Origin of the sequence: Jeotgalibacillus terrae (genome assembly GCF_016908195.1) — a bacterium.
Classification (GTDB): Bacteria; Bacillota; Bacilli; order Bacillales; family Jeotgalibacillaceae; genus Jeotgalibacillus; species Jeotgalibacillus terrae.
The window spans coordinates 80,762-101,245 of the sequence record NZ_JAFBDK010000009.1; the positions used below are offsets into that span (position 1 = coordinate 80,762).

General features: G+C 43.6%; 18 protein-coding genes. 6 read left to right on the forward strand and 12 right to left on the reverse strand.

The features are described from left to right. Positions 1–22 precede the first annotated feature (22 nt). Positions 23–742 (reverse strand): LytR/AlgR family response regulator transcription factor, encoded by a 720-nt coding sequence (locus tag JOD21_RS10865; protein ID WP_204729637.1) that lies wholly within the window; start codon positions 740–742, stop codon positions 23–25. 2 nt (positions 743–744) lie between these two features. Continuing rightward, on the reverse strand, positions 745–2,505 hold the full coding sequence (locus tag JOD21_RS10870) for a sensor histidine kinase (RefSeq protein ID WP_204729638.1): 1,761 nt from the start codon (positions 2,503–2,505) through the stop codon (positions 745–747). Positions 2,506–2,608: 103 nt separating this feature from the next. On the opposite strand from JOD21_RS10870, the gene JOD21_RS10875 reads away from it, so the two are divergent. From JOD21_RS10875 to mscL, 3 genes are all read left to right on the forward strand, one after another. Next, positions 2,609–2,953 carry a CHY zinc finger protein gene (locus JOD21_RS10875; protein ID WP_204729639.1) on the forward strand — a complete coding sequence of 115 codons (345 nt, stop codon included), beginning with the start codon at positions 2,609–2,611 and terminating at the stop codon, positions 2,951–2,953. Positions 2,954–3,020: 67 nt separating this feature from the next. Beyond that, positions 3,021–3,815 (forward strand): alpha/beta fold hydrolase, encoded by a 795-nt coding sequence (locus JOD21_RS10880; RefSeq protein WP_204729640.1) that lies wholly within the window; start codon positions 3,021–3,023, stop codon positions 3,813–3,815. A gap of 271 nt (positions 3,816–4,086) precedes the next feature. Then, complete coding sequence (mscL, locus tag JOD21_RS10885) at positions 4,087–4,470, forward strand: large conductance mechanosensitive channel protein MscL (protein WP_204729641.1); 384 nt, start codon at positions 4,087–4,089, stop codon at positions 4,468–4,470. A gap of 34 nt (positions 4,471–4,504) precedes the next feature. On the opposite strand, the gene JOD21_RS10890 is transcribed toward mscL, so the two are convergent. The 7 genes from JOD21_RS10890 to JOD21_RS10920 form a co-directional block, all read right to left on the reverse strand. Then, positions 4,505–5,401, reverse strand: coding sequence for an ABC transporter permease (locus tag JOD21_RS10890; RefSeq protein ID WP_204729642.1), 897 nt, complete (start codon positions 5,399–5,401; stop codon positions 4,505–4,507). A 31-nt stretch (positions 5,402–5,432) separates the two neighbouring features. After that, the gene (locus tag JOD21_RS10895; RefSeq protein ID WP_204729643.1) at positions 5,433–6,437 is read right to left on the reverse strand and encodes an ABC transporter permease; all 1,005 of its coding nucleotides are present in this window, start codon (positions 6,435–6,437) and stop codon (positions 5,433–5,435) included. Positions 6,438–6,734: 297 nt separating this feature from the next. Continuing rightward, the gene (locus JOD21_RS10900; protein ID WP_204729644.1) at positions 6,735–8,381 is read right to left on the reverse strand and encodes an ABC transporter substrate-binding protein; all 1,647 of its coding nucleotides are present in this window, start codon (positions 8,379–8,381) and stop codon (positions 6,735–6,737) included. Then, positions 8,374–9,402 (reverse strand): ABC transporter ATP-binding protein, encoded by a 1,029-nt coding sequence (locus tag JOD21_RS10905; RefSeq protein ID WP_204729645.1) that lies wholly within the window; start codon positions 9,400–9,402, stop codon positions 8,374–8,376. The genes JOD21_RS10900 and JOD21_RS10905 overlap by 8 nt, the downstream gene beginning before the upstream one ends. Next, positions 9,374–10,393 carry an ABC transporter ATP-binding protein gene (locus JOD21_RS10910; protein ID WP_041121273.1) on the reverse strand — a complete coding sequence of 340 codons (1,020 nt, stop codon included), beginning with the start codon at positions 10,391–10,393 and terminating at the stop codon, positions 9,374–9,376. The genes JOD21_RS10905 and JOD21_RS10910 overlap by 29 nt, the downstream gene beginning before the upstream one ends. A gap of 383 nt (positions 10,394–10,776) precedes the next feature. Beyond that, a complete protein-coding gene (locus tag JOD21_RS10915; protein WP_204729646.1) occupies positions 10,777–11,712 on the reverse strand; it encodes a DUF1002 domain-containing protein in 936 nt (311 codons plus the stop codon). 76 nt (positions 11,713–11,788) lie between these two features. After that, positions 11,789–13,270 carry a methyl-accepting chemotaxis protein gene (locus JOD21_RS10920; RefSeq protein WP_204729647.1) on the reverse strand — a complete coding sequence of 494 codons (1,482 nt, stop codon included), beginning with the start codon at positions 13,268–13,270 and terminating at the stop codon, positions 11,789–11,791. Between the two features lie 188 nt (positions 13,271–13,458). On the opposite strand from JOD21_RS10920, the gene JOD21_RS10925 reads away from it, so the two are divergent. Beyond that, the gene (locus tag JOD21_RS10925) at positions 13,459–14,379 is read left to right on the forward strand and encodes a 2-dehydropantoate 2-reductase (protein ID WP_204729648.1); all 921 of its coding nucleotides are present in this window, start codon (positions 13,459–13,461) and stop codon (positions 14,377–14,379) included. 58 nt (positions 14,380–14,437) lie between these two features. After that, the gene (locus JOD21_RS10930; protein ID WP_204729649.1) at positions 14,438–14,752 is read left to right on the forward strand and encodes a winged helix-turn-helix transcriptional regulator; all 315 of its coding nucleotides are present in this window, start codon (positions 14,438–14,440) and stop codon (positions 14,750–14,752) included. Positions 14,753–14,937: 185 nt separating this feature from the next. Here JOD21_RS10930 and JOD21_RS10935 read toward each other — a convergent pair whose 3' ends face one another. Beyond that, positions 14,938–16,086, reverse strand: coding sequence for a S1C family serine protease (locus JOD21_RS10935; RefSeq protein ID WP_204729650.1), 1,149 nt, complete (start codon positions 16,084–16,086; stop codon positions 14,938–14,940). Between the two features lie 9 nt (positions 16,087–16,095). Then, positions 16,096–17,205, reverse strand: a complete 1,110-nt coding sequence (locus JOD21_RS10940) for an FxLYD domain-containing protein (protein WP_204729651.1) — start codon at positions 17,203–17,205, stop codon at positions 16,096–16,098. A 273-nt stretch (positions 17,206–17,478) separates the two neighbouring features. Here JOD21_RS10940 and JOD21_RS10945 point away from each other — a divergent pair, with 273 nt between their 5' ends. Further along, positions 17,479–18,018: a YceI family protein gene (locus JOD21_RS10945; RefSeq protein WP_204729652.1), complete on the forward strand. Its 540-nt coding sequence runs from the start codon at positions 17,479–17,481 to the stop codon at positions 18,016–18,018. Positions 18,019–18,647: 629 nt separating this feature from the next. On the opposite strand, the gene JOD21_RS10950 is transcribed toward JOD21_RS10945, so the two are convergent. After that, a complete protein-coding gene (locus JOD21_RS10950; RefSeq protein WP_204729653.1) occupies positions 18,648–20,231 on the reverse strand; it encodes a long-chain-fatty-acid--CoA ligase in 1,584 nt (527 codons plus the stop codon). Positions 20,232–20,484 lie beyond the last annotated feature (253 nt).

A 20,484-nucleotide genomic window follows, 5' to 3' on the forward strand; every position in this document is an offset into this window, starting at 1 on the left:
CTGAACTGTATGAAGAAAATCTTCACAGTTCAAGCGTTTCACGTAAATCTTTTACATAATTTCTGCTGACTGGAATCAGCTTCTCACTATTTCTCACTTTCAGTTCAAATACATTGGTACTCCAGGAGACGAGTTCTTCCACTTTTTTAATGTTCACCAGGTATCCTTTATGGACCCGGAAAAATGAAAATGGTTTGAGCTTGTTTTCAAGATCCTTTAAAGAGGATTTAGTCGGATACGTTCCTTTTTCACTGACAAGAAACGTATCGCGCCCTTCTCTGTATACATATAGTAATTCACCCGGCTCAAGATAAATGATTCTGTCTTCACTCTGCACTGCCAGTCTTCCGGCTGAAGGCAGCTTTACTTCCTTGGGCTGTATTCTTAATTTCAACCGGCTGATGGCCTGATCGAGCTGATTTTCATCGAAAGGTTTCAGTAGATAGTCAACTGCCTCCACCCTGAAGGCTTTTACAGCATAGTCTGGATAAGCCGTTGCAAAAATAATGGCCGGCGGTTTTTTCATTTTCTGGAGTGCTTCAGCCAGCTCCACTCCATTCATACCGGTCATTTCTATATCGAGAAACAGTACATCCGGTTCTTCGGTAAGCACCATTTCCATTCCTTTTTCTGCAGACGGCGCTTCACCGATCACCAATATATCTGAATGGACTTTCAAAAGGTGAAGCAGTTCCTGCCTGCTGAGCGGTTCGTCATCAATGATCACTGCCCGTATTTCCATGGCTACATAACTCCTTTAGCAAATTCTTCATTTGGACAGGGAACAGAGAAGCTGACGATCGTTCCCTTCATTTCTGCTGATTGAATAGACAGCTTTGACTGCTCGCCGATGATTTTGATCAGGCGTTCATTCAGGTTGTAGAGACCAATCCCGGTTCCTTTTTCAGATGTGACTGTAGTTTCAAGGAGTGATTCGATCCGGGTTTTTTCAATTCCTTCTCCATTGTCTTCAACTTCGATTCTGATTCTGTCCCCATCTTTAAAGGCTCTTACAATTAATCTGCCTTCTTCACTTTTCCCTTTCAGTCCGTGCTTTACTGCGTTTTCAACGAGTGGTTGCAGGGTGAGCGGCGGAACAGATGCTGAGAGCGCCGTATCCTCAATTTCATAAAATACATCCAGCCGGTCAAAAAACCTGGCTTCTTCGATTGATAAGTATGATTTCACATGTTCAATCTCTTCGCTCAGTGTAGAGACTTTTCTTGTGGTACCGGCCAGATTCTGCCTGAAGAACGCTGACAAAGAAATCAGCAATTTCCTCGCATGATCAGGATTCGTTCTGATCAGCGATACAATTGTGTTCAGCGCGTTAAATAGAAAGTGAGGACTTACCTGCGCCTGAAGCATTTTAATCTCAGATTCTCTGGCAAGCTCACGGTGTTTTTCTCCATCTGCAATTTCAAGCTGATGACTTAATAATGTTGTCAGCCCGGTGATCAATTCAAGCATGATAGGCGAGATGGAACGTTCTGATGAAAAATATACTTTTAACGTGCCGATTGTCTGGTCTTTTCTTTTAAGAGGCGCAATAACTGCCGCCTGAAGCATGCAGTCAGGGTCCATACACTGAATAGAGTCTTTACCTACTGTCACGCCCTGTCCGGATTCAATCACGTACCTTGTGGCTTCAGTCCGTATTTCTTCTCCTGCCCCGTGGTGATCAAGACCGCTGCCGATATGAGACAGAATCTTTTTACGGTCTGTAATCGCGACCGCTAAAGATGGAATTTCTTTATATAGTATCGCGCATACTTCTGCTGCAGATACAGGTGTTAAACCTTTTCTCATATGCGTAAGTGTCAGGTTGGCGATCCGCAGCGCTTTCTGGGATTGAACAGCCCCCATACGCTCCTCTTCCTGAATAACGCTTTTGATAATCAATACGAATAGGGCTGTACCGATTCCATTTGCAAGGATCATCGGAAGGCCAATCTCCTCTACGAGTGCAACAGACCTTTCAAAAGGCCGTGCCACTCCCAGAATGATCAACATTTGTACCGCTTCAGCAGAAGCACCTACAACAAAAGCAGCCTGTGTTGAAATAATTCTGTTCTTCTTCTGCTTTTTTGAAATCACGCCTGCAAGGATCCCGGCAATAATCGTGGCAATTCCGCATGCAATGCCGGTAAAGCCGCCAAGTGTCATCCGGTGGACCCCGGCAATCAGGCCTGCACCAACACCAATGCGCCAGCCGCCGAGCAGCCCTGCTACAACGACGCCAAGCACTCTTGAGTTCGCAATTGCTTCATCATCATTCAGCACTCTTGTCCACCGGTCCATTGAATCTTCAATCGGATTGACAATAATACCGGTATACGTGCCGATAATGCCAAAGCAGCCAAAGACAATCACCAGCAGAATCCGCTGTTTATTATCAATTTTAGATTGTGAATCGAACAGTCTTCTGAAAAACGGTAATCTCGTTAACAGAAAGGCAACTGTGACGATAATGCCGAGACGTTCAATCATGGCAAGTATAAGCATATGATCACCTTCTGATTTTTTGTTAACGCTATCATACACCTTTTATGTAAAATGGAGAAGCCGGATTTTCATTGTGGTAATCTTGTATATAAGAGGTGAAAAAATGAAATCGACACAAATTATTCACGGGCATTATGTGTACGGTGCTGTTACCGATTCTGAAACAAGATGTGGTCACTATCACAGTGAAAAGGATATTATTGCAATCAAATTTTATTGCTGCAGACAATACTTTCCCTGTGTCAGCTGTCACGAGGAAAGCGGCTGCGGCAACAGACAGGTGTGGCCTGCTGAACATTTTAGCGAAAAAGCAATTCTCTGCGGAAAATGTGGAACCGAGTTGACGATTGACGAATATTTGCAGTCAAATTCAACTTGCCCATCATGCAAAGCAGCCTTTAATCCCGGCTGCAGTCTGCATAAACACCTTTACTTCGAAACCCACTAACAGTTGATTAAGAGCTTCATAGTGTGTTTAGATAGTAGAAGAAAAAGTTTGTAAAGGAGTTGCCCCTTTGCTTCATTATCGTACGTATTTCAGACAGCAGTCCCTCCCCTGGGTGACATTCATTCACGGAGCGGGAGGCAGTTCGAGCATATGGTTCAAACAGATTAAAGAATATAGAAAACATTTTAATGTACTTGTGATCGATCTCCGAGGACACGGTCAATCCGAGCGCGGCCGCTGGAGAAAAGGTGACACGTTCAGAGAAATTGCAAAAGAAGTCATCGACGTACTTGATGCTGAAAAAATAACCCATTCACATTTTATCGGGATTTCACTCGGGACAATTGTCGTTCAGACGATAACAAGTGAGTATACGCGATATGTCCGCTCGCAGACATTGTGTGGCGCAATCATTCAGCTTGATATCCGCACAAAGTTTTTATTATGGGTCGGACGTACAACAAAGCGCTTTATCCCTTATATGCTGTTATATAAACTGTTTGCATGGATCATTATGCCAAACAGACGTCACGAGGAATCGAGACTTGCCTTTGTGAATTCTGCGAAGAAAATGTGCCAGAAAGAATTTATCAAATGGTTCTCGCTGACCAAAATGATTAATCCTTATCTTGCAAAGCTTCAGCTTGATCATAAAGGTGTTCCGACATTCTTTGTCATGGGACAGGAGGATTACCTTTTCAGAGCACCTGTTGAGGAGCTTGTAAAGCGTGATCCGTCTCTAAGTTATGTCACTATCCGAAAATCAGGTCATGTCTGCAATATTGACCAGCCGCAGGAATTTAATGACCGCACGATTGAATATATTAAGCAACAGGAAGAGATTTTCTCTATAACCGGCTGACCTGCAGCCGGTTTTTTCTTTGTCTATTAAACTATTAGCTCTGTTAAAGGTGGCTGTTGATTTCCGCTACAGGGGGAACGCTTTCCGCAGGGCGTGCGGTGAGCCTCCTCGAAGCTAAGCTTCTGCGGGGTCTCACCTGTCACGCTTATCCTGCTGGAGTCGTCCCCCTTCCGCTTCAATCACCAGCTGTGCTAAAACAATATTGGGCTTTAACATAGCCAAACTATTAGTCAATTAGTATATAATAATCAAAAAAGGATGGTGGGAATATATGCTGAAGGAATTCAGGGAGTTTGCGATGCGTGGTAATGTACTTGAGCTTGCAATTGCTGTTGTACTTGGTGCTGCATTTGGAAAAATTGTGACTGCACTTGTTACTAATATTATTACACCGCTTGTTGGTATCATTCTTGGAGGAATTAACTTCTCAGGACTTGCCCTGACAGTTGGAAATGCCGAGGTTACATATGGAATCTTTATTCAGGCCATTATTGACTTTATTATTGTGGCGTTTGCCATCTTTCTTTTCGTCAAACTGATTAATCGCTTTAAGCGCAAAGAAGAAGCGAAAGAGGAAGCAGCAGCACCTGTGGTTGATCCTCAGACTGAACTGCTGACTGAAATCAGGGATTTACTAAAAAAAGAAAGAGTCTGAATGTAAAAATCCGCCGGGGTCTCCGGCGGATTTTTTATGTTTTCATTTTTGGATCGAGTGCATCCCGCAACCCGTCACCCATTAAGTTAAATCCAAGTACAGCGAGCATAATCGCAAGTCCAGGGAAGAATAACGTCCATGGTGCCTGTACGAGCAGTGCTCTCGAGGCAGCAAGCATTGCACCCCACTCAGGTTCAGGAATCTGCGCGCCAAGTCCAAGGAATCCAAGCGCTGCGGCTTCTAGAATAGCTGTTGCAATCGCAAGTGAGCCCTGTACAATGATCGGCGTCATTGAGTTCGGCAGCACATGCGAAAACAGAATTCTGCTGTCGCTCATACCTATCGCTTTTGCAGCCATAATATATTCCTCTTCCTTTACACTCAATACCCGGGATCTGATCAAACGTCCAAAGTTCGGAATATTAATAATGGCAATCGCAATCAGTGCATTACGAAGTGATGGTCCAAGAATCGAGACGACAGCAATCGCCAGAAGGATACTTGGAAAAGCAAGCATGATATCGAAAATACGGGAGATAATTGTATCCACCCATTTTCCATAGTATCCTGCAATAATCCCGAGCATACTGCCGACAATGGCAGAGCCGACTACTGCAAGAAATCCTACCGTTAACGATAGTCTTGCCCCAAAAACCACACGGGAGAAGATATCCCGTCCAAAGTCATCTGTGCCAAACCAGAAATCCGCAGATGGCGGCTGGAGTCTGTTTGGCAGATCCTGTTCATTTATACCCTGCGGTGCAATCAGAGGTGCAAATATTGCCACTAAAATAAAGAAGAAAACAATACTTGTTCCAACGAGTGCAATTTTGTTCTTTCTGAATTTCCTCCATGCCTCTTTCCATGGGGAAATCGTTTCTTCCTGAGGCGGCTTATTAGCCGGTTCCAGTCTTTGAGCTGGCTCACCCATTGCAAGTCACTCCTCTCTTACTTTCATGTCTTTAGTTATAACGGATCCGCGGATCAATGACTGAATACAGAATATCAACAATCAGATTGATCATAACGAAGATAAAGGCTACGATTAAAATCCCTGACTGAATAACAGGATAATCACGTGATGAAATTCCTTCATAGATGTAACGCCCAACCCCCGGAAGACCGAAGATTGTCTCAGTCAGAATTGCCCCTCCAAGTAATAGACCCGTCTGCAGACCAATGACTGTAAGTACAGGAATAATTGCATTTTTTAAAGAGTGCTTATAGACAACCCAAAACATTTTTTCACCCTTGGCACGTGCTGTACGAATGTAATCAGACTTCATGACTTCAAGCATGCTTGATCGTGTCATACGTGCAATAATTGCCATCGGGATCGTTGCAAGTGCAATACCCGGCATAACGAGATGTTTCAGCACAACGACAAACTGATCGAAGCGTCCCTGAATCAATGTATCGATTAAATACAGATTTGTAATGGCATTAACAGGATCACGTACATTTTCACGTCCGGTTGTCGGGAACCAGTCCCACTGAAGTGAAAATTGATACTGCATCATCAGTCCAAGCCAGAAGATTGGCATAGATACACCGACAAGTGCAAGGACCATTGCTGTGTAATCGAACCATGAGTTCTGGAACCAGGCAGAGATAATACCTGCATTTACACCCACAATGACTGCGATCACAATCGCAAAAATAGAGAGTTCAAACGTAGTAGCCAGATAAGGCCAGATTTCTTCATTAACCGGTGTTCTTGTCCGGATTGATTCACCCAGGTCCCCAGTCAGCAGGTTCCCCAGATACTGAAAATACTGTACATACCACGGTTCATCCAGGCCAAGCGATTCTCTGAGCGCTGCGACTGCATCTTCAGTTGCCTGCTGCCCTAGAATCACAAGTGCAGGGTCCCCGGGAATTGCACGGATAATCAGGAATACGATAAAAGTCATTCCCAGCAATACAGGAATCAGCTGCAGTAATCGTCTGATAATATACTGGAGCATGTTCATTCACCCCTCAAAGTTCAACATGATGTATTTAATAGGTTCTGTTGAAGTTGGCTGGTGATTTCCGCTTCAGGGGAACGCTTTCCACAGGATCGGCGTTGAGCCTCCTCGCGCTTCGCGCTGCGGGGTCTCACCTGTCCGATTTCTCCTGCTGGAGTCGTCCCCTTCCGCTACAATCACCAGCTGGATACAAACAACAACAGACTTTACCAAAACTATTTAATATGTAGTACATAGACATAAAGAAAGGGAAAGGCGAATGTTCACCTTCCCCCGAAAAAAGGTCTTACTGAATTATTCGAAATAAACTGTGTGTAACCAGTCAGAACCAGTCGGGTGAGGCATAAAGCCTTGAAGGTTTGCACTTCCTGCTAATAGAGGCGTGGAGTGTGCAAGTGGTACCCATGGTGCATCCTGATGAATCAGTTCTTGTGCTTCCATATAAAGCTGATTACGTGTATCTTCATCTGTTTCAGACTGTGCCTGAATTAACAGATCATGTACTTCCTGATTTTCATAGTACGTATAGTTGTTACTTCCAATGTTATCCTGATCAAGCAGTACATAAAGGAAGTTGTCAGCATCTCCGTTATCTCCAGTCCATCCAAGAAGGAATGCATCTGCTTCTCCCATACGTGCTTTTTCAAGATAAGTTGCCCACTCGTAAGTAACGATCTCAGCATTGATACCTACATCAGCAAGGTTACTCTGAATAGCTTCAGCTACCTTCTGGCCATCCGGCATATATGGACGTGGAACTGGCATTGCCCAAAGTTCCATATCAAATCCATCACCAAGACCTGCTTCTTCAAGAAGTGCTTTTGCTTTCTCAGGGTCATACTCATAGCCTTCAATGTCATCATTATATCCAGCAATAACTGGAGGCATTGGGTTTTTCGCTACTTCAGCGCGTCCTTCGAAGAATGCATCAACAATTGCCTGACGGTCAATTGCATGATTCATCGCCTGACGTACTTTAGGATCATTAAATGGTTCACGTGTTACTGTAAGACCCAGGTATCCAACGTTCATTGAAGGACGTTCGAACAGCTGAAGGCTGTCATCTCCTTCGATTTGTGGAGCATCACTTGGGTTAATACCGTCTGCAAGGTCAATCTCACCGCTCATCAGTGCATTCAGACGTGCTGAGTTTTCAGGAATTGAACGGAAAATAACCTGATTTACTTTTGGATATTCAGAATTCCAGTAGTCTTCGTTCTTTTCAAGTACGATACGCTCGTTTCTTCTCCACTCAACAAACTTGAATGGTCCAGTACCTACCGGGTTTTCAGCAAGCTCATCTTCACTCATTTCAGAAAGTGCTTTAGGTGAAACGATTGCGAATGGACTCATTGCAATATTCTTTAGGAATGGTGCCTGCGGGCGCTTCAGTTTGATTTCAACTGTTGACTCGTCAACTGCTGTAACTGACTCGATTACATGTCCTTCTTCATCACCAAATCCGCCAAACATTGACTTATAGTAGTAGAACTTGTCTTCTGTACCATTAGCCCAGCGGTCAAAGTTTGCAACAACCGCATCAGCATTGAAAGCTTCTCCGTCATGGAAAGTAACGCCATCACGCAGCATAAATGTGTAAGTCAGACCATCTTCTGAAACTTCCCATTCTTCTGCAAGACCAGGGTTAATATCAGTATCCTGCTCTCCAAATTCAACTAGTGTTTCGAAGATATTCTTTGTTACTTTGAATGATTCCCCATCTGTTACAGTAATCGGATCAAGCGCAACTGAGTCGCCCCCGCGTCCAAATACCAGTGTGTCCTGAGTTTCCCCATCTGTTTCTTCAGCTGCGTCACCGCCGCCGTCATTGCCTGTAGAACCGCCGTCATCCGATGAGCTGTCATCGCTCGAGCAGCCAAACAGAGCTGTTGATACTGTAAGTAATAAAACAAAAAACAATAACCAAGCTTTCTTATTCATACTTTCCCTCCTCAAGTGGTTGTTTATTTTGACCCGCTGCACTGCCTTCTTCTGTATATAAATGGCAGGCAACGTAGTGTCCGGGTTCATGTTCCCTCAGTTCAGGAACTTTTTGTGAGCAGACATCCATTTTAAACGGACATCTGGTGTGGAATGCGCACCCTGATGGCGGGTTCGACGGACTCGGAATATCGCCTTCGAGTACGACTGCATCTTTTTCATACAGTGGATCCGGAATTGGAACCGCTGATAATAGTGCCTGTGTATATGGATGAAGCGGCTTGTCATACAGTTTTTCACTGTCTGTCAGCTCAGCCATCCGGCCAAGATACATCACCCCTACACGGTCACTTATATGGCGAACGACACCGAGATCATGTGCGATCACGATATACGTAAGCTGAAATTCCTTTTGGAGATCCTGCATCAGGTTCAGCACCTGAGACTGGATGGATACATCGAGCGCTGAAACCGGCTCATCTGCGATAATTAATTTTGGCTGCGTCATCAGTGCGCGCGCAATCCCGATTCTCTGACGCTGACCGCCACTGAACTGGTGCGGGTAACGTTTTGCATGATAACTGCTCAGTCCCACAATTTCCAAAAGCTCGCGTACTTTTTGTTTACGTTCTTTCGATGTGCCGATTCCATGGACCTTCATCGGCTCTTCAAGAATTTTTTCTACTGTATGACGCGGGTTTAAAGAAGCAAATGGATCCTGAAAGACCATCTGCATGTCCCTTCTCAGCTTTCTCATATCCCCTGTGCTGAGTTTTGTCACATCCTGACCTTCAAAGTACACTTTACCTTCCGTCGGTTCGATCAGTCTCAGCAGCATTCGTCCGGTCGTTGATTTTCCGCACCCCGACTCCCCTACAATCCCAAGCGTTTCACCTTTTTTCACTTCAAAGGAAACACCTTCGACTGCTTTTACGGATCCTACTTCTTTACCGAGTATGCCGCCGCGGATCGGGAAATGTTTTTTCAGGTTTTCAACTTTTAACAGTGTTTCTGTTGTCATGTGCAGTTTCCTCCTTTTCGTCAAATAGGAAACATCTTGTCGAATGTCCCTCCGCTGTCTGGTATAAAGGAGGATCTTCCTGTCTGCAGCGGTCAAAAGCAAATTCACAGCGGTCTGCAAAACGGCATCCCTGTTTAATAGATCCGGGTTTTGGTACATTACCCGGAATTGAATACAGGCGCTGCTTTTTATAACGCATATCAGGAACTGACTGAATCAGCCCTCTCGTATACGGATGCTGTGGATCTTTAAATATCTCAACGGCAGGGCCTGTTTCCACGACCTTCCCTGCGTACATAACGACAATGCGTTCACACGTTTCAGCAACGACACCCAAATCATGGGTAATCATCATAATGGCTGTGTTCATTTTCGTATTCAGATCTTTCATCAGTTTCAGAATCTGTGCCTGAATCGTTACATCAAGTGCTGTGGTCGGTTCATCTGCAATCAGCAGTCTTGGGTTACAGACCATCGCCATGGCGATCATCACACGCTGACGCATCCCGCCCGATAATTGGTGCGGGTAGTCATTCATTAGTTCCTCAGCTCTTGGCAGACCGACAAGTTTCAACATTTCAATCGATCGCTGCTTCGCCTGTTTTTTGTTCCCCATTTTATGTATAAGCATGGCATCCATCAGCTGGTTACCGATCGTAAACAGCGGATTCAGTGATGTCATCGGTTCCTGAAAAATCATCGCAACATCATTACCGCGAATCTGTCTCATTCTCTTTTCAGAAGCTGTTGTCAGTTCTTCGCCGTTTAATTTAATTTCTCCGCCAATTATTTTGCCTGGCGGGCTTGGAATAAGTCCCATCACTGAAAGTGAAGTAACACTCTTACCGCAACCCGACTCTCCTACGATGCCAAGCACTTCACCTTCCCGGACGTAAAAATCAATATCATCTACCGCAGGCACTTCTCCTTCATCCGTAAAGAATGAAACGCGGAGACCTTTTACATCCAGCACTTTCTCCTGTGTCTTCATTGTGATCCCCCTCAATATTGCACGTTCTTTTTATTTTTCTAATATATTTAGTTTTCTGAATTTTGATAAATCTTATTATACGATGTTACAGTAATATTTCAATAGCTATTCGTCACTTTTTTGACAAATTGAATAAATTTGCATTATCAGCCTTAGACAAACTTCATTCCTATTGTTTTTATAGGAATTCACATTAACCTTGATGTGATAAGGTTTTTAAACCTGTTTCCTGCAATTTTACAAGAGTGAAACATTTCACATTGCGACTTATATTTTATTTAAATAACATTATAATTATTTACCCTGTAGAATATTTATTAATTTCCTGTCTATACAAAAAAGGATAGCCTCAGGTTTCAGCTGAGACTATCCTTTAAAATACTTTATGATTCATTAATTGTTTCTTCTTCACTACCTCCAAACAGGTTTGAAATCGCATCGATCAGCCCCTGGAAGAAATCTCTGACACTCTGCCAGAATCCTTCATCATTAACTACATCACTCAAACGATCCTGTATGGCAGTGGATAGATCATTCAATTGTTCAGATACGTTATCAAAGTTAATGTTAAGATTTCGCATTTGATCAAACAGATCCGTTAAACGCTGTCTGTCTTCTTCACTTAAGTTAATTTCAAGATTAGACAGCTGCTCATTAATAATCTGTTCGATATCTTCACGGGTTGCAGGGTTTTGTTCAGCAATTGCCTGTTTGATTTCTGCAAGCAATTCACTCACTTTTTCCTGATCGATCCCTTCTTCTTCAGCAAGGTCTGTTGCCAGATTTAATTCGTCATTGGCTACTTCAAGACGGGCTGTATCCAGCTGTTCCCCACTCACTTCATAGGCTTTATAAATGCCTGTCAGTGCAGAGTGACCGCTCACTTTTAAAGGAGAAGCGATTTCTACAGTGGCATTTTCAATTCCTGCTGTCAGCAGCGCATTTGCATACATTGTATCGGTTACCTGTGTGATATTTTCAGGAGTCACTCTTTCAATAACCAGGCCGTGGCCCGATTCTTCACGTGTTATTTTTGCTGAAGAATACATGCTCGCACTGCTGTCTTCTCCTTCAATATAACGGACAAGGTCCTCTCCTGTAACGATCACTTCTTCCACAGTTTCAGGGTCACTGGCACCAAGCATCTCTCTTACTTCCTGCTTTTGGGCATCATTCAGATTTCCACCGAGCACGAGGATCGGCAAACCGAATCTTTCATCGATTCCCTGATCAGTAGGATTAACGGAAGCACTCGCTGTTTGAAATGCCGGAATGATTAAAGCCATTGTTAAAAGAGCTGTGATTATACGTTTCATCATTTGCATTCTCCTTTGGTTTTCAGTTAGGCAGCATTTTCCTCTGCTGCTAATAGACGTATAGCATACCCAAAAGGTTTCATGATGTTTTTTTCAGATCTCCCGTCAGGTGTGCTGCCTGTTCTTTTACAGCATACGCAAAACGGGCGATTTCATCAAATGCGGTTTCAAGTTCATGTACGGTGTGAACAATCTCTTCAATTCCCTGGTCATTATCAGACGCGTGCTCCTGCATCGTCTGCATCGACTGCTGGACAGACGCTCCACTTTCCGCTGAAAGTCTTGAAGCATCAAAGATCAGGCTGAATTGTGATTTTAATTCTTCCTGTTTGCTGATTAATTCTTCAAATGCATCTGAAGTCTGGTGGATGGAGTTCATACTGTGATTAATCTTATTTCTTGTTTCCCCAAGTGAACCGGCTACCTGTTCTTTTGCAGCAGAAATTTCTGCAACGACTGCTCTGATATTAACTGACACCGCTGATGACTGTTCAGCCAGCTTCCTGACTTCCTCAGCTACAATCGCAAAGCCTTTCCCGTGTTCACCTGCACGTGCTGCTTCTATAGAAGCATTGAGCGCAAGCAGGTTAGTCTGTTCAGCAATACCTGCGATCTGATTCAGTGCAGCGTCAATTTCCTGTGTCTTCTCATCGAGCACCTGGACAGTTTCAGATGAATGACCGGACTGCTGCTGCACTTCCTCCATCTGTTCGATTGTACCCTTCAGATTTTCTTTGTTTTCTTTTGCTGACAAAATCACTTTGTCTGTCAGTATATTCATCTCTTCAGACCTTCTTGAAACATCTGACACGCTCGAAACAATCCCTGAAACATTGTCCTCAGCTGCTGCTGAAGATTGCCTGTAATGTGCGGATGACTGTTCCATCTTCTCGAGCTGTCTGCTGACTGCAGAAACAGAGCCGGATGAATCTGCCAGCTGTCCGGTCAGTTCTTCCACCATGTTTTCAAGGCGGCCTGCTGTTGTTTCAACGTTCGTCAGCATCTGTTTCAGCTTTGTTTGTAATTCCATGCTTTCATGATTCTTCTGACTCGCTCTTTTAACCGCGTATAACAGGACCACTGCAATCGGCACATATTGAACGATATGATAAGCACCTGTGAGAATCGAATATTCAAGAGAGGTTTCCACTACCATCGGCTCTGCAAAATAAAGATGTACAAACTGCGCTGCACCAAGAAGAAATGCTGTCGCAATCAGTGATCGCTTCATCAGTTTAGCATCGGCATATACCGCTGCAATCCCCAGCGGCACGAACCAGAAGTACGGTACGTTCACCCAGGCGTTCGAGTAAAATATAAATGCAAGAAGTAAAGTAGATAACACAGACAGTTCTTTAAAATATACTGCCTGTTTTGAGAACTTAAAATAAAGCGCTGGAAAAACCAGCAGTAAAAATTGCGTATTATACAGCACATTCATCAATGTAAATTCCGGCACCCCATACATAGCTACCTGCGCGACCATATTTACCAACATTAACGCTGCCGAAATCAAAAAAATACGGCTTAGTAGGCCTGAAAGCTTTTTCTCTGTTTTCATATTTTCCCTATCCCCTTCGCTCTATTGACCCCCCGGTCGTATATAAACTGACAACATCATTATAGTGATAATATTACTAAATGAAAAGAAATTTTTTACAATATTCAGTATAGTTTGAGTACTCTTTTCGTAACCTGTTCAAAAATGTCGTATGATAATGAATAGATAATCATAAGGAGGCTTTTAATGTGAATATTTTAATTGCAGGCGCTGGGGGAATCGGCGGCTACTTTGGTGGACGTTTAATGGAAAAAGGACAGAAGGTTACCTTTCTTGTCAGAGAGAACCGCAAAGAACAGCTTCAGAAAACCGGACTCGTTATCAAGAGTCACCATGGGGATTTCACAGGAAAACCACAATTGATCACAAAAGATGATCATGGTCAGACTTATGATGTCATCTTCATTACGACCAAGGCTTATCATCTTGATCAGGTCGTCAAAGATATCAAGCCTTTCGTAAATGAATCAACTCTGATTCTGCCGCTGCTGAACGGAATTGCACACCTTGACCCGCTGGTGGATGCATTCGGGGACCGGGTAATCGGCGGACTTTGTTTTATTGAGACAACGCTTGACGAAGAAGGCCACATCGTTCAGTCCAGTCCGGTGCATGACCTTGTATACGGGGAAAGGGACGGACGGAAAACTGAGAGAATAACAGCACTGGAAAAGGCTTTTGAAGGGGCAAATGCAGGCTTCAGGCTGAGCGAAAATATTATGCAGGATATGTGGCATAAATATTCATTTATTACAGCAATGTCCGGCATAACAACGTTAATGAGATCTCCTGTTGGACCGGCTGTACAAATTCCGGCTGCACGTCAAACATTAGAACGTCTGCTGCAGGAAATATCATCTGTGATGAAAGCCATCCAGGCGCCTATTGCAGATAACCTGCCTGAAGCTCAAATGTTAAGAATGGAAGAAATGAATGAAGCGATGAAATCATCTATGCTGCGTGATATGGAAAAAGGCATGCATACTGAAACTGAACACCTGCAGGGATGGCTGCTTGAAAAAGGACAGGCAGAAAGAATCGAGACACCTATTCTTCAAGCTGCCTATGCACACGTGAAGATTTATGAAAGCTTAAACGCTGACAAGTGACCACATGCCCCTCCTGCTGTATAATAGATGAACCAATGTATGTAAAGGAGGGAGCAATATGGCTGCGATGTCACTGTGTCCGAAGTTCGAACAGGCCTTTCAAATCCTGGGCAAACGCTGGAATGGCGTGATCATTCGTGTGTTGGCAGATGGTCCAAAGCGCTTTTCAGAAATTGCAGAGCCGATCCCTCAGATCAGTAATAAAATTCTGACTGAACGACTGAAGGAACTTGAGGAACACGGACTTGTGATCCGGGAAGTCTTTCCGGAGACGCCTGTACGGATTGAATATAGACTCTCTGATATGGGTGAGTCACTGACCCCCATTTTAGATGGAATTCAGAGCTGGGCAGATAAATGGATGATGAAATAGGAAAAAGGCTGGGACAAATTGTCTCAGCCTTTGCTTGTGGAACCGGCTCACTTCGCTGCAGGCGGTGCTTTCCGCAGGGCGTGTGCTTGAGCCTGCTGGAGTCACCATCTTCTGCTCCGTTCACCTTAATTTTTTTCTTGAGGAAACAGTTAGTTAACAGGATGCACACTCAAAAGACAATCATTTTATGATTGATCTTCTGAGTACTCCAGTTTCTTAATTTTAAATTGTCCGTTTTCCTGCGTGATCAGGAAGCGGTAGTTAAATAGGTTTGACTCGGGCTGGTTGTTAACGAGTTCTTCTTTTTCGACTGATGCCCGAACCTCTACTTCATCAGATACCACGAATGAATCTGATGATTTGAGCGAAATGGACAGCAGGTTTTGAAATTCATTTTTGAATTCTGTAAATGTATATTCTTCCTGCATAGAAACACTTAATAGTGAGTATGCTGTCACGTAATCCCCGAATTCGATACTGGAAAGATAATACTGGGCAATATACAACGCCTGTTCTTCAACTGTCGGAGCAACTGCATCCGCCGTCTGATCTGCATATTGTTCAAAAGCAGGCAGTTCTTCCATCGGCGCGTTAATCCATTCATCAATCATTCCTGTAACATCTGCAATCGGGATACTGTATCCAAGATTCTGATCCGGTTCTTCAGCGGAATTAATGCCGATTACCTTCATCGAATCTGCATTCAGCAGCGGCCCCCCACTATTTCCGGGAGAGATGGCTGCCGTAAATTGATCAATATTTTCATATTTGAACGGCTCAATGGCAAATGACCGGTCAATACCATCAATGACACCTGTAGTAACAGTGTTCTGAAATCCAAGCGGACTGCCAAGGGCCAGCACCTGATCAAGCAGCTGGGCTTCCTTCTCAAGTTCAAGCTCCATAGGCTCACGTCCGGTAAGTTCGTCCACCTGAACCACTGCCACATCCATTTCCGTACTGATTCCTGTGACATAACCGGTGTAACGTGCCGAGTCTGCTGTAATCACCGTTACTTCTGATGCGTTAGCTACGACATGGGCATTTGTCACAATTGCACCTTCAGTATTATAAATAAAACCTGACCCGATCGAGCCGATTGGTGTTTCAATCTGAATGACTTTCTGCTGAGCTTCAAACAGTGCCTCTTCCCTGGTCATAGACAGCTCATCAAGAAAGTTCTGCTCCTGTTCATTCACTTCACTGCTAATGAGGTATGACGGTTCTTTTGGTAAAGCATCAGCCATATATTGTTTAATTGCGACTCCACCCCATATTGTCAGGCCTACTATTAATCCTGACAGCACAAGAACTGCCGCCCATTTTTTATTCATACTTCACCTCTATTCCAAATACCAGGTTATCGATTCAACTTCAACCCTTTCAAAGGGACGACTCATCACAATTTCATCCTTGAATGTACCTGTCCCATCAGGAAGCAGATATTCAGGATCTGCCACTGTCAGACTGTCAGCGATCATCTCACCGTTCTCATCAAAGACACCCCAGGATATCTCAATCCAACTGATCGGGCGTGAGCCATTATTTTTAACTTCTCCAGTCAGCTTGATGATATCCTCTTCAGCTGTTACTTCCCAGTCTTCAACCGAAACAGCTTCCGTTCTGTTAAAACGATCCTGTCTCTCCGCTTCTTTCATGGCTTCTGCAAGACGTGAATATTCTTCTTCCTGATAAGCATTTCTCTGAGCTTTGATCTCTTCTTCGAAAGTTTGCAGCTGTTCATTACCAGGTGCATACCCAAGACCAATTTCAATCAGATTAAGGGCCTCAGAAAAATGGTATAACTCAAGCTCACCGGCAGCACGTTTAATCGACATCCCTGCAATCCGGTCTGTAATCTGCTTTTCAAGTTCAGAGGCACCTTCCTCGTCAATCTCTGATACTTCAAGCAATTTACCTGCAAGCGACTGAATTGATAATTCTTCATTCAAATCATTTCTAATCGAAAGCAGTAATGCCTTTTCTTTTATATCAATCATCCGCTGTTTTTCAGCAAACAACAATTCATTCTGTGCTTCTTTCATTTTTACTGTTAATTCTTCTATTTTTTCCTGAATGTTTGTATATTCTCCATCTTTAAGCTTTTCTTCAAGTCTCGATAGTTCATTTTGAAAACCTTCAGCCTGTCTGACTGCCCTTAAACTTTCACGCAAAGAATCGTATTCAGGACGGGCATTGGCTGCTCTCGCAAGACGTTGTTCAGCTTCGTTCCAGTTTTTATAAAAAGCTGCATTTTCACCTGCAGATTTCCACTCTATTACTTTTTGATTCGTCCAGGATTCATATCCATACACTGTTCCCAGAGATAATACGCTAATAACGATCATGATGGTCAGAAATCTGAGTGGTGTCATGATTCGTTTTTTTGGATCACTGAAATCTTTAGAAGGAGATTTGGACGATGTTTTTTTATCAGACTCATTAGATGTCATCGATGCATTCCCCTTTCCTTATCTATTGTACTACCCTTTTTTCCCTAATTTCACTCTAAATGAGACATTTTGTTAAAGTTCCTTGTCGAAATACAGACGAATTGGGTCCCATCATTGTTTCACCTGTGGAGGAATAACTTAAATTTGTTTCAGTTGCAAAAAATGCAGAAAAGATTTTTATTTTTATTGTTGACTTTATCTCGAATTCGAGATATTATAATTACAAATAACAACCGAGTTACAAAAAGTAACTCTAATAGGAGGAAATTTATTATGACAAACAGTACAGCAAAAAAATGGGCAGTAGACACAGCACACTCAAGCGTGGATTTTTCGGTGAAGCATATGATGATTTCAAAAGTAAAAGGTTCATTCCATGAATTTAATGCAGATGTAGCAGCGGATCCACAGGACCTGACTGGTGCAGACATCAGCTTCTCAATCAAAGTAGACAGCATTGACACGCGCAGCCAGGACCGCGACAACCACTTACGTTCAGCCGACTTCTTTGAAGTTGAGAAGTATCCGGAAATCACATTCCGCTCTACTGATATCAAGAAAACTGGTGAAGATGAGTATGAAATGACTGGTGACGTAACAATCAAGGATGTTACACGTCAGGAAACTTTTAAAGTGGAATACGAAGGTTCAGGCCAGGATCCATGGGGCAACCAGAAAGTCGGCTTTACAGCAGACGGCAAAATCAACCGTAAAAACTACGGCCTGACATGGAACCAGACACTTGAAACAGGCGGCGTACTTGTAGGCGAAGATATTAAAATCAACCTGCAGATTCAGGCACAGGAAGCATAGAAAAGCGGAAGGCGCTCGGTCAGCTCCGACAGGCATAAGATGCGGAGCGGAAAACGGGTGCCTTTTCCCGTTTGCCGATTCGTAGCTTATGACCCGAGGGGCTAGCGCCTGGAGCTGGATCAATAGAAAAGCGGAAGCAGGCGTTTAGGTCCGACAAGCATAAGACGCCTTGAGAGAAATGGGTGACCTTCCCCATTTTCTCAAGTCGGCTTATGACTCGAGGACCTGCCTGCTGGAGCTGATATAAAGAAAACCCGCTGTGGCAATAGCTCAGCGGGTTTGTCCTGTATTGACGGTAGTTTGGGAGCCAGCGCCCGGGGCTGAACATGAGTCAGTTTCGGATTCCAGCTGAATAATGATAAAGGTGAGTGAATAAATGAAAAGGTGATAGAATCATTACGATAGGTGATTTAATTATGTTGCTCATGTCCCCTTGCGATAGAATAATTAAAAAGGTGATAGAATTAACCAGATTGCTAATAGTATTATCTTCATTGATGAGAGAATAAACCCTCGCACAATCGTAGCGGCGTAAGTGAAAATCCGTAGTGACCCGAATTCACCAATCGCTCCAATCAAATCACACACGCAAAATACTGCCGAAACCCGGACTCCAACTGTTCTCCAATCTAGTTAATCATCTTCCCTTCATTACCCTTCCAGAATTCCTTCCTCAAGACAACCTTCTGAATCTTCCCTGATGCCGTCTTCGGCAGTTCGTCTGCAAAACTGAAGCTTTTTGGAATTTTGAATCGTGCAAGTTTTTCACTTGCAAAAGCAACGATATCTTCCTCTGTCAGATCCGCATCTGCCCGCTTCACAATAACCGCATGAGGTACTTCTCCCCATTTCTCGTGAGGAACTGCAATGACCGCGGCTTCCATGATATCAGGATGATCATACAGTGCAGCTTCCACTTCTATAGAAGAAATATTTTCACCGCCGCTGATAATGACATCTTTTTTGCGGTCGACGATCTCCATATAACCCTGCTCGTCAATGACTGCCATATCCCCTGTATAGAGCCATCCATCACGAATAGTTGCGGAAGTTGCTTCAGGATTTTTATAGTAGCCTTCCATCACATTGTTAGACCGCACGGCAATTTCACCAATCGTTTTTCCATCGTGCGGCACTTCTTCACCACTTTCATCAAAGACGCGTACCTTCGTACCGATCAGCTCATATCCTGTTTTAGCCTTCAGTCTTGCAAACGCACCCTCATCTTCTACCGGAGTATTTTCGCGTGGTTGGGAAGTTGTGACGAGCGGTGAGATTTCTGTCATGCCATAGACATGAATGAACTCCCATCCCAGCTCTTCCTCTACTTTTCTGATAAATGCAGGCGGTGGTGCCGATCCGGCCACAACAATTCTGAGTGGATGGTCAAATACTGATTTTGTGTGCTGCGCTTCCTGCAGGACCATGTTCAGTACAGTTGGTGCCATATGCATGATCGTAATCTGGTATTTTTCAATCCGTTCAAGCATCTGCTTCGGATCCACTTTACGCTGCATGACCTGGGTTGCCCCGTTCGCTGTGTAGTAAAAAGGGGATCCCCACCCGTTCACATGAAACATAGGCAGGACGTGAAGCAGAGTATCCCGGTCACTCACCCGTAAATGATGCATCGTGGCGAGTGCATGAAGATAGTTGGACCTGTGTGACAGCAGCACGCCTTTTGGATCTCCGGTTGTACCGCTTGTGTATAAAAGTGAGGCAATATCATTTTCTTCAAGCGGCTCACGGTCGAAGAGTTCATCTGAAAATGTCATCAGCCAGTCTTCATAGTCTATGCATTCTTTTGCCTGACCTCCCTGAATGATCACTGTATGAACAGTCTCAAGCTTATCTCTGACAGGTTCAACGAGCGGATATAATTCTGCGTCTACAAAAAGCACCTGACTTTCACTATGATTCAGGATAAACAGATAATCGTCCGGTCTCAGGCGGGTATTCAGTGATGTCATCACTGCACCTGTCTGATAGATTCCATAGAATCCTTCATACATTTCAAGCGAATTTGGCGTTAAATAGGCTACTTTATCACCCTTTTTAATGTTCGAATCCCTCAGGCCACGGGACAGACGATTGACTCTTTTTTCAACTTCCTGATACGTCAGCTCCCGGTCCCCATCAATGACTGCTGTTTTATCACCATAAAGTGTGACAGCCCTATCGAGAAAATCCGTTAAAATTAATGGCACATGCATACTGACATCCCCTTTGTTTTAACTTAAATATGGGTGTATTGTATACGTTTTCAATAGGTAAATCAATTAATGACAGAAATTTCAGTTATTTTATCATAGTACTTTATTATAATTTTATAAAAACGCCCCTGGTTTCCTCGGACGAACGTTTGTGGCTCCCTGGGGCTGAGTACTGAATATTACATAGACATTAAATGTTAGATAATGAATTCCTTTAATGATTAATTCATTGTCAGTCGGGAACAATACATAA